Annotated in this window: 13 protein-coding genes; 3 read left to right on the top strand and 10 right to left on the bottom strand. The window is 71.1% G+C overall.

Features of this window, described 5'->3' with window-relative positions:
* Window positions 1–4: 4 nt before the first annotated feature.
* The 3 genes from FHS34_RS33440 to FHS34_RS33450 form a co-directional block, all read right to left on the bottom strand.
* Entirely contained in the window at window positions 5–1330 is a 1326-nt protein-coding gene (locus tag FHS34_RS33440; protein ID WP_184972496.1) for an ABC transporter substrate-binding protein, read from the bottom strand.
* 31 nt (window positions 1331–1361) lie between these two features.
* Window positions 1362–3008, bottom strand: coding sequence for a glycoside hydrolase family 13 protein (locus tag FHS34_RS33445; RefSeq protein WP_225817747.1), 1647 nt, complete (start codon window positions 3006–3008; stop codon window positions 1362–1364).
* A 131-nt stretch (window positions 3009–3139) separates the two neighbouring features.
* Entirely contained in the window at window positions 3140–4411 is a 1272-nt protein-coding gene (locus tag FHS34_RS33450) for an ABC transporter substrate-binding protein (protein WP_184972500.1), read from the bottom strand.
* 123 nt (window positions 4412–4534) lie between these two features.
* Here FHS34_RS33450 and FHS34_RS33455 point away from each other — a divergent pair, with 123 nt between their 5' ends.
* From FHS34_RS33455 to FHS34_RS33465, 3 genes are read left to right on the top strand one after another with little or no spacing between them, the layout of a single operon-like run.
* Window positions 4535–5041 carry a PadR family transcriptional regulator gene (locus FHS34_RS33455; RefSeq protein WP_184972502.1) on the top strand — a complete coding sequence of 169 codons (507 nt, stop codon included), beginning with the start codon at window positions 4535–4537 and terminating at the stop codon, window positions 5039–5041.
* Window positions 5038–5787: an ABC transporter ATP-binding protein gene (locus FHS34_RS33460; RefSeq protein ID WP_184972504.1), complete on the top strand. Its 750-nt coding sequence runs from the start codon at window positions 5038–5040 to the stop codon at window positions 5785–5787. The genes FHS34_RS33455 and FHS34_RS33460 overlap by 4 nt, the downstream gene beginning before the upstream one ends.
* A gap of 20 nt (window positions 5788–5807) precedes the next feature.
* A complete protein-coding gene (locus FHS34_RS33465; protein WP_184972692.1) occupies window positions 5808–8093 on the top strand; it encodes an ABC transporter permease in 2286 nt (761 codons plus the stop codon).
* Between the two features lie 69 nt (window positions 8094–8162).
* On the opposite strand, the gene FHS34_RS33470 is transcribed toward FHS34_RS33465, so the two are convergent.
* The 7 genes from FHS34_RS33470 to gap all read right to left on the bottom strand — a co-directional run bounded on the left by FHS34_RS33470 (window position 8163) and on the right by gap (window position 15128).
* A complete protein-coding gene (locus FHS34_RS33470) occupies window positions 8163–8930 on the bottom strand; it encodes a DsbA family protein (RefSeq protein WP_184972505.1) in 768 nt (255 codons plus the stop codon).
* 86 nt (window positions 8931–9016) lie between these two features.
* Window positions 9017–10669, bottom strand: coding sequence for a glucose-6-phosphate isomerase (gene pgi, locus FHS34_RS33475; protein ID WP_184972507.1), 1653 nt, complete (start codon window positions 10667–10669; stop codon window positions 9017–9019).
* A 406-nt stretch (window positions 10670–11075) separates the two neighbouring features.
* The gene (locus tag FHS34_RS33480; protein ID WP_003976875.1) at window positions 11076–11411 is read right to left on the bottom strand and encodes an RNA polymerase-binding protein RbpA; all 336 of its coding nucleotides are present in this window, start codon (window positions 11409–11411) and stop codon (window positions 11076–11078) included.
* Between the two features lie 234 nt (window positions 11412–11645).
* The gene (gene secG, locus FHS34_RS33485; RefSeq protein ID WP_184972509.1) at window positions 11646–11882 is read right to left on the bottom strand and encodes a preprotein translocase subunit SecG; all 237 of its coding nucleotides are present in this window, start codon (window positions 11880–11882) and stop codon (window positions 11646–11648) included.
* Window positions 11883–11990: 108 nt separating this feature from the next.
* Window positions 11991–12767, bottom strand: coding sequence for a triose-phosphate isomerase (gene tpiA, locus FHS34_RS33490; RefSeq protein WP_184972511.1), 777 nt, complete (start codon window positions 12765–12767; stop codon window positions 11991–11993).
* Between the two features lie 6 nt (window positions 12768–12773).
* Window positions 12774–13985 (bottom strand): phosphoglycerate kinase, encoded by a 1212-nt coding sequence (locus FHS34_RS33495; RefSeq protein WP_184972514.1) that lies wholly within the window; start codon window positions 13983–13985, stop codon window positions 12774–12776.
* A 132-nt stretch (window positions 13986–14117) separates the two neighbouring features.
* Complete coding sequence (gap, locus tag FHS34_RS33500) at window positions 14118–15128, bottom strand: type I glyceraldehyde-3-phosphate dehydrogenase (RefSeq protein WP_184972516.1); 1011 nt, start codon at window positions 15126–15128, stop codon at window positions 14118–14120.
* Window positions 15129–15131 lie beyond the last annotated feature (3 nt).

Consider the following 15131-nt stretch of genomic DNA (forward strand, 5'->3'; position numbering starts at 1 on the left):
TCGCTCAGTCCTGGTAGGCCTTGGCAGCGGCCGACTCCAGCTTCGCCGCGGTGCCCTTCGGGTCCGACGGGTCGCGCAGGAAGTCCTGGAGGAGCTTCCACTCGCCGGCGCCCTTGGTGCCGCCGAAGGCCGCCGGTGCCTGGTCCGACATGTCGAAGCGGACCGAGTCGCCGGCGCCGACCAGGGACTTGGCGGTGGCGCGGGTGACGTCGTCGCCGTACGAGGCGAGGTCGAGCTTTTTGTTCGGGGACAGGAAGCCGCCGGCCTTCGCCCACACGGACGCGGCCTCGGGGGTGGCCAGGTACTCCAGGAGCTTCATGCCGGCCCCGGCGTTCTTGGCGTCCTTGAGGACGACGGCCGCGTCACCGCCGCTGACGACCGGGGCGTTGCCGCCGTCGACCGCGGGGAACGGGAAGAAGTCCGCGTCCTTGCCGATGGCCTTGCCGTACTGGTCGTGGGCGACGCCGGCGACGAAGTCGCCCTCGTAGACCATGCCCGCCTCGGGCTCGGGGCCGAACACCTTCTCCACCGATCCCGGGAAGTCGGTGTTGAGGGCCTGCTTCTGGCCGCCGGCGACGAGCTGCTTGTCCTTGAACAGCTTGCCGAGCGTGGTGAGCGCCTTGACCACGGTCGGGTCGGTCCACTTCAGCTTGTGGGCGGCGAGGGCGTCGTACTTCTCGGGGCCGGCCTGGGAGAGGTAGACGTTCTCGAACCAGTCGGTGAGGGTCCAGCCGTCCTGTCCGGCGACGGAGAAGGCGGCGAGGCCGGAGTCGGAGACGGTGTGGCCGGCCTTGAGCAGTTCGTCGTACGTCTTCGGCGGCTGGACGCCGGCCTGGGTGAGCGCCTCGGGGCTGTACCAGACGGTGGACTTGTGGGCGGCCTTGAAGTAGAGGCCGTAGAGGGTGCCGTCGACGCTGCCGTACTTCTTCCACACCGGGGCGTAGTCGGCCGTGATCGTCTGCTGGGCCGTGCCGGACAGCGGCTTGAGCCAGCCCTTCTTCGCGAACTGCTGGAGCACGCCGACCTGCGGGACCATCACGACGTCGGGGGCGTTGCCGCCCTCGATCTTGCTGCCGACGACGGTGGAGACGTTGTCGCCGGTGGAGACGAACCGGGTCTTGGCGCCGGTCTTCTCGGTGAAGGCGTCCAGCACCTTCTGGAAGTTCTTCTGCTCGCTGCCGGACCAGACGCCGGCCACGGTGACCGTCTGGCCGTCGAGGGACTTGTCGCCCCCGCCCGCGGAGACCGGGTCACCGCCGCAGGCGGTGGCGCCGAGGGCGAGCGCGAGAGCGGTGCAGCCGGTGAGCAGGGTCGTGCGTCGTCGCATCATCGTTGACGGACCTTTCCTTCGGATGGGGTGATCAGATCTCGTTCAGCCACCAGGCCGCCGTGGCGCCGGGCAGCACGCCGGGCGGGCAGGGGCCGCTGGAGAGCAGGGGGGTGCCGGGGACCGGCGCGGGGGCGCCCGCCGCACCGAAGTTGACGGCGCAGACCAGGCCGTCGCCGCGGGCGAAGGCGAGGACACCGGGCGGGGAGTCCAGCCACTCCAGCGTGCCCTCGCCCAGCTGGGGCAGGGACGCCCGGAGTTGCAGGCCGTCGCGGTACAGGTGCCAGAAGGAGCGGGTGTCGGCGAGGGCGCGGTCGGTGGCGTACTCGGCGAAGTACTCCGGCTGCGGCAGCCAGGGCTTGGCGCCCTCCGCGCCGGAGGTGAAGCCGAACGGCGACGCCTGCCCGGACCAGGGCAGGGGCACCCGGCAGCCGTCGCGGATGCGGGCGCGGCTGCCGGTGCGGTGGAAGATCGGGTCGGTGAGCACGTCGTCGGGCAGGTCGACGACCTCGGGCAGGCCCAGTTCCTCGCCCTGGTAGATGTAGGCGGCGCCGGGCAGCGCCAGCATCAGCAGCGCGGCGGCGCGGGCGCGGGCGGCACCGAGGCCGCTGCCCTCGGTGGCGGGTTCGCCGTAGCGGGTGACGGTGCGGACCTGGTCGTGGTTGTTGAGGACCCAGGTGACCGTGGAGCCGGTGCCGGCGATGTCCTGCATGGCCTCGGAGATGACCTTGCGGAAGGCGTCGGCGTCCCAGGAGGCACCGAGCAGGTCGAAGAAGAAGGCCTGGTGGAGTTCGTCGGGGCGGACGTACAGGGCGTGTTCGCGGGCGGTGGGGACGGAGACCTCGCCGACGAGCAGGCGTTCGCGGCCGTCCCGGTCGGCGTACTCCTCGCAGATGGAGCGCCAGCGGCGCCACACCTCGTGCACCTCGGGCTGGTTCCAGGCGAGCGGGTTGACCGAGTCGCGGGTGCGGGCGTCGGCCTCCGGGTCGTCGGAGTCGGGCAGTGCGGGGTGCTTGTAGAGACCGGCGGCGACGTCGATGCGGAAGCCGTCCACGCCCCGGTCGAGCCAGAACCGCAGGACGCGGTCGAACTCGTCGGGTATCTCAGGGTTGCGCCAGTTCCAGTCGGGCTGTTCGGGCGTGAACATGTGCAGGTACCACTGGCCGTCGCCGACCCTGGTCCAGGCCGGGCCGCCGAACATGGCGTGCCAGTTGTTGGGCGGCTCGTCGCCGCCCTGGCCACGGCCCGCGGCGAAGTGGAAGCGGTCGCGGGCCGGGCTGCCGGGCTCGGCGGCGAGGGCCTCGCGGAACCACGGGTGCTCGCTGGAGCAGTGGTTGGGGACGATGTCGAGCAGGACCCTGATGCCGAGCCGGCGGGCGGCCGCCATCAGCAGGTCGAACTCGGCGAGGTCGCCGAAGACCGGGTCGACATCGCGGTAGTCGGCCACGTCGTAGCCGTGGTCGTGCTGCGGCGAGGGGTAGAAGGGGCTCAGCCAGATGCCGTCGACGCCGAGCTTCTTCAGGTACGGCAGTCCGGCCCGGACGCCGGCCAGGTCGCCGATGCCGTCGCCGGTGCTGTCGAGGAAGCTGCGGACGTAGACCTGGTAGATCACCGCGTCCCGCCACCAATGATGCCTGTTCAACCCTGTGGAACCTGTCTCTGAAGGGGGGCTGTTATGCATGCATGTTAGGTAGGCGATGCGCGAAGGTGTCAACGAAGTGAACGTAAGATACTGGCCAGTTGGGGAGCCGTACTGGGGCAAATCACCGCAAGGTGAATACAGTCGTGATGGTGGCGTTACTTAACAAGTAACTAGCGGCGGGCGATGGCGTCGAGTTCGCGCGCCAGCCGGCGCACGGCCTGCCCCGGCGTCTGCCGCCCGGTGAGCGCGTCCTGCACGACCGCCTGCACGGCCAGGCTGACCTGGTCGTAGTGCGGGCTCCTGGGGCGCGGACGGGCGGTGAGGACGGCGGTGCGCAGGGTCGGCAGGTACGGGAACCGCCGCACCAGCGCGGGGTCCTCGTAGAGCGCGGCGCGCACGGGCGGCAGTGCGCCCCGCATCAGCACCTGGCGCTGGACGGGCGCGCTGGTGAGGTACGCGATCAGACGCGCGGCGGAATCGGGATGCCGGGTGTGGGAGTTGACGGCGAGGTTGGATCCGCCGAGGACGCTGGTCCCCGGCCCGTCGGGCCCCGGCAGCGGAACGGCGCCGATCCGCCCGGCCACCTTCGTGCCCTTCTCCGAGGCGACGGCGTAGGCGTAGGGCCAGTTGCGCAGGAAGAGCAGCCTGCCGTCCTGGAAGGACTGCTTGGACTCCTCCTCCTTGTACGTCAGGGCCCGTTTCGGGATCCAGCCCTCGCGGATGCCCCGGGCGAGGAAGCCGATGCCCTCGCGGGCGGCGGCCGAGTCGACGGTCACACGTCTGCCCTCGCCGCCGAGGATCGTGCCGCCCGCCGAGTACACCGCCTCGGCCGCGTTCACGGTGAGGCCCTCGTAGGGCAGGAACTGCCCCGCGTAGCCGTCGAGCCCGTACTTCGGCGCGATGGTCCTCGCGTCGCGCTCCAGCTCGGCCCAGGTGCGTGGCGGGGGCACGCCCTCCCGGTCGAGGACGTCCCTGCGGTACAGCAGGAGTCCGGCGTTCGTGACGTACGGGACCGCGTACAGCCGTCCCTCGTACGTCGCCGTGTCCACCACCGGCGGCAGGAAGCTGCCCAGCGGGAAGCGGTCGCGGGGCAGCGGGCGGATCCAGCCGGCCGCCGCGAACTCGGAGGTCCAGTCGACGTCGATGTTGAGGACGTCGAACCGGCCCCGGTCGCCGCCGCGCAGGTCCGTCGTCATCTGCGCGTGCGTCTCGTCGGCGGAGTCCGGCAGTTCGACCAGGGTCACCCGCTCGCCGGGGTGGGTGCGGTTCCAGCCCTTCAGCAGCGGACCGAGATAGCCGGTGAGGTCGCCGGCCGTGGCCAGGGTGAGCGGGCCGCGACCGCCGGGCGGGCCGTCGCCGGCACGGGCGCCGGAGGTGACGTACCCGGTCATGATCACGACCAGAACGAGGAGGCCCCTACCGGCGGTGTGCATCCACCGCATAGGTTCCTCCCTGTACACCGGCACCACGGGCACCTTCGTCCCGGGACAGAGGCCATGTATACCCGTTAGGTATGCGCGATACTAGGGCCTGGAGCACATGGAGCAGACAGGAGGACAGCACGAGTGCGCCTGCCCCTCCTGGCACTCCTCGCCCGCGGCCCGGCCCACGGCTACGAGCTGAAACAGGACCTTGAGCAACTGCTGGGCTCCGCGTACCCTCAGCCGAACGTCGGCCAGATCTACGTCACCCTGGGCCGCCTGGAGAAGTCCGGGCTGATCGAGGGCGAGGACGTCGAGCAGTCCAGCCGGCCCAACAAGAAGGTCTACCACCTCACCGAGGCCGGACGTGAGGCGCTGAGCGTCTGGTTCGAGGAGACCGAGGACGAGCCGCGGGTGCGGGACGAGTTCTTCATGAAGCTCGCCGTCGCCTCGCAGACCGGCCTCGCCGACCGGATCGCCCTCATCAACCGGCAGCGCCGCCAGTACCTCAACACCATGCGCAACCTGTCGAAACTCGCCGCGGCCGAGAACCGGGACAACCGAATCGCCCAGCTGCTGATCGAGGGCGCGATGCTGCATCTGCAGGCCGACCTCGACTGGCTGGAGCGGTGCCAGGAGGAACTGGAATGAGCGAGGACACTCCGGTTCTGCGAGCCGAGGGCCTGGTGAAGACCCACCACGGCGAGGGCGCGCCCGCGCATGCCGTCCGCGGGGTCGACCTGAGCGTGGCCCGCGGCGAGTTCGTCGCGATCACGGGCCCCTCCGGGGCCGGCAAGTCGACCTTGCTGCATCTGCTGGGCGGGCTGCAGCGGCCGGACGCGGGCAGCGTCTGGCTCGCCGGCCGGTGCACGGACTCCTTCGGCGAGGCCCGCTGGGCGGTGGAGCGGCGCAAGGCCATCGGGATCGTCTTCCAGTTCTTCAACCTGGTGTCGAACCTGTCGGTCGCCGACAACGTCGAGCTGCCCGCGCTGCTGGCCGGCGTCCCGCCGAAGAAGGCCCGGGCCGAGCGCGAGGCACTCCTGGCCGAGCTCGGTCTGGAGGGCAAGGAGCGCAGCATGCCGGGCGAGCTGTCCGGTGGCGAGCAACAGCGGGTCGCCCTCGCCCGGGCCCTGGTCAACCACCCGCCCCTGCTCCTCGCCGACGAGCCCGCGGGCAGTCTGGACAGCAAGGGCACCCGTGAGGTGATGCGCCTGCTGTCCCGCTTCCACGGGCGCGGGCAGAGCATCGTACTTGTCACGCACGACGCCCGGCTGGCCAGCGCCGCCGACCGCGTCATCAGTTTCTTCGACGGCCGCATAGCCGACGACGCGGCCCTGGACGGCGCACCCCCGCCCCGGCGCGGCGGCATCTCAAGCGTGCTGGAGCTGAGGGACTGACCGTGCCGGATCTCAGGAACATGCGGGCCACCCTGCGCTGGGCGCACTCCGATCTGCGCGCCCATCGCGGCGAGGCGCTGTTCCTGGTGCTGGCGACCGCCGGCATCGTCGCCTCGCTGCTGCTCGCCACCGCCCTCTTCGGGTACGCCACCAACCCCTGGCAGCGGACCTTCGCCGAGGCCCGCGGCGCCCACGTCTGGCTGCACACCGTGCCCTCCGCCGACGCCCGCGCACTGGCCCGGCTGGACGGTGTCTCCTCCGTCGCCGGTCCCTACCGGACCGAGTCCGCCGCCGTCGCCGCCCGCGGCACCCGTGCCTCCGTGGAGCTGCGCGCCACCCCGGACCTGCCCTCCGTCGGCCGGCCCCTGCTCACCGCGGGGCACTGGCTTGAGCCGGCCGCGCCGGACGGCGTGGTGCTGGAGAGCAGCCTGGCCCGGGCCCTGCTGGCCGAACCCGGCGACACCCTGACCCTGCCCGGCACGGCCCGCACCCTCACCGTCGAGGGCATCGCGGACAGCGCCGAACCCCCGTACCACCCGGGCGATCAGCCAGGTCTGGTGTGGGCGCTGCCGTCCGCGGTGCGCGCCCCGGCCGGCCAGGTCATCGGGCTGCGGCTCGGTGATCCGGCCGACACGGACTACGCGGTCCAGCGCGCCGTCACCGTGCTGGGCGCGAGCGCCGTCGGCGAGGTCTCCACCTGGCAGCAGGCGCGCGCCGAGGCACAGGGCGACAACCGGCTGCTGGGCCAGGTGCTCGGGCTGTTCGGGCTGGCGGCGCTGGTCGCCGCCGGGTTCGCCGTGCACGGGGCCATCGCCACCCGGATCCGGGGGCATCTGCGGGACCTGTCGGTGCTGAAGGCGATCGGCTTCACGCCCGGCCAGGTCGTGCGGGTCTTCCTGCTCCAGCACCTCGCGTACGCGCTGCTCGGCGCCGTCGCCGCGGCGGCCCTCACCGAGGGGCTGGGGAGCCGGGTCCCGGGGCGGCTCGGGGACGCGGTGGGCGTGTGGCAGGGGCTGCCCGGGCACACCCTGGCCGTCGTCGCGGTGCCGGCGGGCGCGGTGCTGTTCATCGGTCTGACCACGGGGCTCGCCGCCTGGCGTGCCGGGCGGGTGCCACCGGTCCCGGTGCCGCGCCGCACCTCCGGCCCGGCCGGCGGTCGGCTGACCGGGCCGGCCCGGCGGGCGCTCGGGCTGCGGCTGCCGGCCGCGCTGGTCCTCGGCTGCCACAAGGCGTTCGCGGGGCGCGGCCGGTCGCTGGCCACCGTGGCCCGGCTGACGCTGCCGCTGCTGCTGATCGTGGTGGCGCTCAGCGCCTGGACCACGATCGACCGCTTCCACAGCAGCCCCGAGCGGGTGGGGCTGCCGACGTCGCTCACGGCCCGCTCGGACAGCGCCCTGGACGCCCCCGGCGTACGGTCCGTGCTGGACCGCGACTCCCGGGTCACCGCCGCCTATCCGGGCGTCGAGGTGGCCGCGCTGGTCCCCGGCCAGACCGGGACCATTGCCCTGCGCGGCGTCGGCACCCGCGCCGAGCCCTACCCCTACGCCCTCGCCGAGGGCCGTGCCGCGCGCGGGCCGGACGAGGCGGTGGCCGGCCAGGGCCTGCTCGACCTGCTGCACGCGCGGGTCGGCGACTGGGTCCGGATGACGGTGGGCGACCGGCCGCAGATCCTGCACATCGTGGGCCGCGGCCTGGAACCGCGCAACGCCGGCCGGGTCGTGACCACCTCCCTGGACACCCTTCGCGAGAACGACCCGGAGCTCTCCCCCGCCTTCTACGAGCTGCGGCTGCGCCCGGGCGCCGACCCGCGGCGGGTGGCCGCCGCGCTCACCTCGGCCGGCCACGGCCACCTGGAGGTGCATCCGGTGGCCAACCCCGCCGACGGGCTGTCCCCGCTGCGCGGTGTGGTCGCCGGGCTGATCGCCGTGCTGGCCCTGATCGGGCTGGTCGAGCTGCTCACCGCGATCGGCGGCGGCGTCCGGGAGGGCGAGCGGGACGTGCTGGCGCTCCGGGCGATCGGCATGTCCCCGCGGCAGATCACCGCGATCACCGTCACGGCGACGAGCTGTACCACCCTGGCGGCCGTCGTCGCCGGTACGGCGCTGGGGCTGCCGCTGGCCCGGCGGCTGATCGACGCGCAGGGGGGTTCCAGCGGCATCGGTGCCGGCATCGCCCAGTCACCCTCGCCGGGCCTGCTGCTCCTGCTGGGCTCGGCCGCCGTGCTGGGAGCGGCGGCCCTGGCCACCCTGCCCGCGGCCCGGTCGGCCCGCCGCCGCCTCGCGGACACGCTCAGCGCGGTGGCCTGAGCCCGCCCGGGCGGTCTCGCCCGCACACTCCCGGACGGCCTCGCCCGCGCAAGGGAAGGCGGCCCTCGTTCAGGGGGAGCCGGCCTGCCACGCCTCGGGGTTGTCGCGGATCGTTCTCAGCATGTCGCCGAAGATCTTCTTGTCGAAGAGCAGGCCGTTGTACCGGACCGGGACGGGCACGTCGTTGATCTCGGCGGTCGGGGTGCCGCGCCCCTTGGGGTCCTGCGCCCCGCCCGCGCGCTCGTACGCGTCCTCTGCTTCGGTCACGAACGAGCGGTACTTCATGGTCTTCACGGCCGCGTCGAAGTCCGGCCCGCGCAGTCCCGGCACCCGCCCCGCCAGCTGGAGCAGAGAGGAGTCGGTGAAGCCGTCGACGCTCTCCTCGGGCTGGTTGGCGTAGAGCACGTCGTGGTATTCGGCGAATCTGCCCTTGTCCAGCGCGGCGCGCAGGGCGTTGACGGCCTTCCGCGAACCCTGCCCGCCGAGCCGGCCGTCCAGGAAGGAGGCGAGGGTGTACTGGGTCTTCGCCTCCCGCCGGACGGTCGCCGCGCGCAGCTCCGGGGCAGCGCCGGTGGTCTCGAACTCCTTGCACACCGGGCACCGCGGATCCTCGTACAGGTGCACGGTCACCGGGGCGGCCGGGTCCCCGACCGTGATGGTCGTGCCGTCGTTCCCGAGCCGCTCCGGCACGTCCGCCGGGCCGGCGTACGGTGTGGCCTTCGCGGCGTCCGGCCGGCCGCTCTCCGTCCCGGCCGGACGAGATCTGCCGCCGCAGCCCGCCAGCGAACCCCCGGCCACGGCCACCGCGACCGCCGTGGCCAACACCCTGCGCACCATGCGTCCCCTCCCCTGGTTCAGCGGAACCCTAGAGGATCGGCGCGGGCATCGCGCAGGGATATCGCCCCGGCGGCCCCGGCCACGGCTCAGCCGCGGCCCCGCAGCTCCCGGTACCTGGCGACCAGCGCCTTCGTCGACGGATCCAGGCCGGGAACCTCGGCGCCCTCGGTGAGCGCGGGCTCGACGCGCTTGGCGAGGACCTTGCCGAGCTCCACGCCCCACTGGTCGAAGGAGTCGATGTTCCACACCGCGCCCTGCACGAACACCTTGTGCTCGTAGAGGGCGACCAGCTGGCCCAGCACGGAGGGGGTCAGCTCACGGGCGAGGATCGTCGTGGTCGGCCGGTCGCCCCGGAAGGTCTTGTGCGCGACCAGCTCCTCGGGCACGCCCTCCGCTCGGACCTCCTCCGCCGTCTTGCCGAAGGCGAGCGCCTGGGTCTGGGCGAAGAAGTTGGCCATCAACAGGTCGTGCTGGGCCTTGAGTTCCCCGCTCAGCTCGGCGACCGGGCGGGCGAAGCCGATGAAGTCCGCCGGGATCAGCTTGGTGCCCTGGTGAATCAACTGGTAGTAGGCGTGCTGACCGTTGGTGCCGGGCGTGCCCCACACCACCGGTCCGGTCTGCCACTCCACCGGATTGCCGTCCCGCTGCACCGACTTGCCGTTGGACTCCATGTCCAGCTGCTGGAGGTACGCGGTGAACTTCGACAGATAGTGGGAGTACGGCAGCACCGCGTGGGTCTGGGCGTCCAGGAAGTTGTCGTACCAGATGCCCAGCAGGCCCAGCAGCAGGGGCGCGTTGGCCTCGGCGGGCGCGGTGCGGAAGTGGTCGTCGACCAGCCGGAAGCCGTCGAGCATCTCCCGGAAGCGGTCCGGGCCGATGGCGATCATCAGGGACAGGCCGATCGCGGAGTCGTACGAGTACCGGCCGCCGACCCAGTCCCAGAACTCGAACATGTTGTCCGGGTCGATGCCGAACTCGGTGACCTTCTCCGCGTTCGTGGACAGCGCCACGAAGTGTTTGGCCACCGCGGATTCGTCGCCGAGCGCGGCCAGCAGCCAGGCGCGCGCCGAGGTGGCGTTGGTGATGGTCTCGACGGTGGTGAAGGTCTTGGAGGCGATGATGAACAGGGTCTCCGCCGGGTCCAGGTCCCGGGTGGCCTCGTGCAGGTCGGCGCCGTCCACGTTGGAGACGAAGCGGACCGTGAGGTCGCGGTCGGTGAAGGTGCGCAGCACCTCGTAGGCCATCGCGGGGCCGAGGTCGGAACCGCCGATGCCGATGTTGACGACGTTCTTGATGCGCCTGCCGGTGTGGCCGGTCCAGGCGCCGGAGCGGACGCGGCCGGCGAAGTCGCCCATCTTGTCGAGTACGGCGTGCACGGCCGGCACGACGTTCTCGCCGTCGACCTCGATCACCGCGTCCCGCGGGGCGCGCAGCGCGGTGTGGAGCACGGCCCGGTCCTCGGTGACGTTGATCTTCTCGCCGCGGAACATGGCGTCCCTGAGGCCGAAGACGTCCGTCGTGGCGGCCAGCGCGCGCAGCAGGCGCAGCGTCTCGTCGGTGACCAGGTGCTTCGAGTAGTCGATGTACAGATCGCCGACCTGGAGCGTGTACCCGGTGCCGCGCGAGGGGTCGGCCGCGAACAGTTCCCTCAGCCGGGTGTCCGCCAGCTCCTCCCGGTGCTTGGCGAGCGCGGTCCATTCGGGCGTCTGGTTGAGCCTGGTACGGCCGTCTGCGTTCATATCCGACTTCAGCCTTCTTTCGGTACCTGTCCCGCTGCCGGTCCCAACCTAATTGATCAGGGTGCGGGAGGAGCGGTGGAGACGCCGTCCTCACGGACGACAACGGGTACGTCAGGCTTGTGCACCGGTATCAACGCGGTGCCGGAAAGAACGAAGGGAACCCGGCCAGGGCGGCCGATGGGCAGGCCGTCACCGGAGCCGGAGAGCATGGCGGCGCCGCGCAGCCACCCGGGGCCCCCGCGCCACGCGGGCGCACGCATGTCCGCCGTCTCGACCGCCGTCACAACTCCCCCTCGCGGTTCACGCCTTCACGAGAACCGTAGAGGGCACCACTGACCATCGGGCGGCGCCGCGTGGCGGATACGGCTCCGGCCAGGCGCCCGCGGGCACCCGGCCGGTGAAACTCCTAGATCTCGCCCCGCAGTTTGGCGAGCGCCTCGGCGAGGATCGCCTCGCCGTCCGCGTCGCTGCGCCGCTCCCGCACGTACGCGAGGTGCGTCTTGTACGGCTCGGTGCGCGGCGGGTCCGGCGGGTTGTCCCGGTCCTGGCCGGCCGGGAAGCCGCAGCGCGGACAGTCCCAGGTCTCGGGAACCTGCGCGTCGCTGGCGAAGCTCGGCTGCGTCTCGTGCCCGTTGGAGCACCAGAAGGAGATGCGCAGACGCGGCGCGGACTCGCCGCGCTCGGCCTCGCCCATCGGCCCCGCCCCGACCCGGCTTCCTCGGATCGCGTTGCCACTTGCCACGGTCGTAACTCCCTGCGTGATGGTGCCGCGAAGTGAGTCGGCGTTTCGCTTCGCTGCGAGCGCCTCAGTCTACGTAAGGCCCAACGCGCGTCCAGTGATTGGAGTTACCGGCCCCCACATCCAGACGCAAGCCCCATGATAGGCCGCGCTCAGGAGCACGTACCCAACACGGGGCTTTACGTGGGGAATATACGGAATATGCGGGGCGTACGCCCCGTTTGCGCTGTTTGCGCGTCAGCTGTTCGACTTCATCAGGATGCCGAGGACGATGATGGACGCGAACCACAGCAGACCGATCACGATGGTGATCCGGTCGAGGTTGCGCTCGGCGACCGAGGAGCCACCGACGGAGGACTGCATGCCGCCACCGAACATGTCGGAGAGGCCGCCGCCCTTCCCCTTGTGCATCAGCACCAGCAGCATCAGCAGCAGGCTGAAGACGATCAGGGCGATCGAGAACCCCAAAACCACGGCTGGACCAACTTCCTCGGATTCGGATGGACGACGGGGGCACAGCACCTCGGCTGTGCCCCCGCAAGGGTACGACGTATCGTCGCTACCGCCTACTCACAGCTCGTCCTACTGATCGCGGAAACGCACGATCTTGACGAACTCGTCGGCGTCCAGCGAGGCGCCGCCGACCAGGGCGCCGTCGATGTCGGCCTGGGCCATGATCTCGGCGACGTTGCCCGACTTCACGGAGCCGCCGTACTGGATGCGGATCTTGTCGGCCACGTCCTGCGAGTACAGCTCGGCGAGCTTGGCGCGGATGGCGGCGCAGACCTCCTGGGCGTCCTCGGCGCCGCAGACCTTGCCGGTGCCGATGGCCCAGACGGGCTCGTAGGCGATCACGACGGTCTCGGCCTGCTCGGCCGGGAGGTCCTTCAGGCCGCCCTCGACCTGGGCGAGGGTGTGGGTGACGTGGTTGCCCGCCTCGCGGACGTCCAGTTCCTCGCCGACGCACAGGATCGGGGTGAGGCCGTGCTTGTAGGCGGCCTTGACCTTGGCGTTGACCAGTTCGTCGGTCTCGGCGTGGTACTGCCGGCGCTCGGAGTGGCCGATCACCACGTAGGTGCACTTCAGCTTGGACAGCATCGGGCCGGAGATCTCGCCGGTGTAGGCGCCGGAGTCGTGCTGCGAGATGTCCTGGGCGCCGTACTTGATCTTGAGCTTGTCGCCGTCGACCAGGGTCTGCACGGAGCGCAGGTCGGTGAAGGGCGGCAGGACGGCGACCTCGACGGCCTCGTAGTCCTTGTCGGCCAGGGCGAAGGCGAGCTTCTGGACGTGCGCGATGGCCTCGAGGTGGTTGAGGTTCATCTTCCAGTTGCCCGCCATCAGCGGCGTGCGCGTGCTCATTGAGAGTCAGTCCTCCAGTGCGGCGAGGCCGGGGAGCGTCTTGCCCTCGAGGTATTCGAGGGAGGCGCCGCCACCGGTCGAGATGTGGCCGAATGCCTTCTCGTCGAAGCCGAGCGTACGCACGGCCGCGGCGGAGTCACCGCCGCCCACGACGGTGAAGCCGTTCGAGTCGACGAGGGCCTGGGCGACCGCCTTGGTGCCCTCGGCGTAGTCGGGGTGCTCGAAGACGCCCATGGGACCGTTCCAGAACACGGTCGCGGCGTCGGCGAGCTTCGAGGCGTAGAGCTCTCGGGTCTTCGGGCCGATGTCCAGGCCCTCCTGGTCGGCCGGGATCTTGTCCGCGGCGACGGTCGTCGGGTTGGCCGGCGCCTTCGTCTTCAGGTCCGGGAACTCCGGCGAGACGAGGACGTCGACGGGGAGCACCAGCTCGACGCCCTGCTTCTCGGCGCGCTCCATGTACTCGGTGACGGCCGGGAGCTGGTCCTCCTGGAGGAGGGAGATGCCGACCTCGTGGCCCTGAGCCTTGAGGAAGGTGTAGGCCATGCCGCCGCCGATGAGGAGGCGGTCGGCCTTGGCCAGCAGCTCGTCGATGACGGCCAGCTTGTCGGAGACCTTGGCGCCGCCGAGCGCGACGACGTAGGGGCGCTTGACGTCCTCGGTGAGCTTCTTCAGGACGCCGACCTCGGTGGCGATGAGGTGACCGGCGTAGTGCGGCAGCCGGGCCGGGAGGTCGTAGACGGAGGCGTGCTTGCGGTGCACGGCGCCGAATCCGTCTCCGACGTAGACGTCGGCGAGGCCGGCCAGCCGGTCGGCGAAGGCACCGCGCTCGGCGTCGTCCTTGGCCGTCTCGCCGGGGTTGAAGCGCAGGTTCTCCAGGACGGCGACCTGTCCGTCCGAGAGGCCCGCGACCGTGTCCTGGGCGGACTGCCCGACGGTGTCGGTCGCGAAGGCCACGGCGGAACCGAGGAGTTCACCCAGGCGGGAGGCGGCGGGAGCGAGGGAGAAGGCGGGGTCCGGGGCGCCCTTGGGGCGGCCCAGGTGCGAGGCGACGACCACCTTGGCGCCCGCGTCCGCGAGGGCCTTGACGGTGGGCAGGACGGCGCGGATGCGGCCGTCGTCGGTGATCGTCCCGCCGTCCAGCGGCACATTGAGGTCGGCGCGGACGAAGACCCGCTTTCCGCTCACGCCGTCGGCGAGAAGTTCGTCGATCGTCTTCATGGGTGGACTCCTGAGGAGGGCTCGTGGTGCACCTGATCGTAAAAGGACGTGGTCAGTACGTGGGACAGGGCCCGGACAGCGCGACGGTGCGCTGCCCGAGCCCTGCTCTCACTTCGGGGTCCTGCTCGACGATCAGAGCTGGTCGCCGACGAAGACCGTGAGGTCGACGAGGCGGTTGGAGTAGCCCCACTCGTTGTCGTACCAGCCGAGGATCTTCACCGAGTTGCCGTCCTGAACCATGGTCAGGGAGGAGTCGAAGGTGCACGAGGCCGGGTCGCCGACGATGTCCGAGGAGACGATCTCGTCCTCGGTGTACGCCAGGTAGCCCTTGAGGTCGCCGTCCTCGGCGGCCTTCTTGAACGCGGCGTTGACCTCGTCCTTGGTGACCTCGCGCTGGAGCTGCACGACGAGGTCGGTGGCGGAGCCGGTGGGAACCGGCACGCGCATGGCGATGCCGTCCAGCTTGCCCTTGAGCTGGGGCAGGACCAGGGCGGTGGCCTTCGCGGCACCCGTCGTGGTCGGGATGATGTTCTCGGCGGCGGCACGGGCGCGGCGCAGGTCCTTGTGCGGGAAGTCCAGGATGCGCTGGTCGTTCGTGTACGCGTGCACCGTCGTCATCAGGCCCTTGACGATGCCGAAGTTCTCGTCGAGGACCTTCGCCATCGGCGCCACACAGTTGGTGGTGCAGGAGGCGTTGGAGATGACGTGGTGGTTCGCCGGGTCGTACTTGTCCTGGTTGACGCCCATCACGATGGTGATGTCCTCGTCCTTGGCCGGGGCCGAGATGAGGACCTTCTTCGCGCCACCGGCGATGTGCTTCGCGGCGTCTTCCTTCTTGGTGAAGATGCCGGTGGACTCGATGACGATGTCGACGCCCAGCTCGCCCCACGGGATGTCGGCCGGGTTGCGCTCGGACAGCACCTTGATGGTGTGACCGTCGACGGTGATGGTGTCGGCGGTGTGGGAGACCTCCTGCTTGAGGCGGCCCAGGATCGTGTCGTACTTCAGCAGGTGAGCGGTGGTCGCGGTGTCACCCAGGTCGTTGACAGCCACAACCTCGATGTCGGCACCCTGCTCCAGGAGTGCGCGGAAGTAGTTACGACCGATACGACCGAAGCCGTTGATGCCTACGCGGATCGTCACGAA

Source organism: Streptomyces echinatus (assembly GCF_014203595.1).
GTDB lineage: Bacteria > Actinomycetota > Actinomycetes > Streptomycetales > Streptomycetaceae > Streptomyces > Streptomyces echinatus.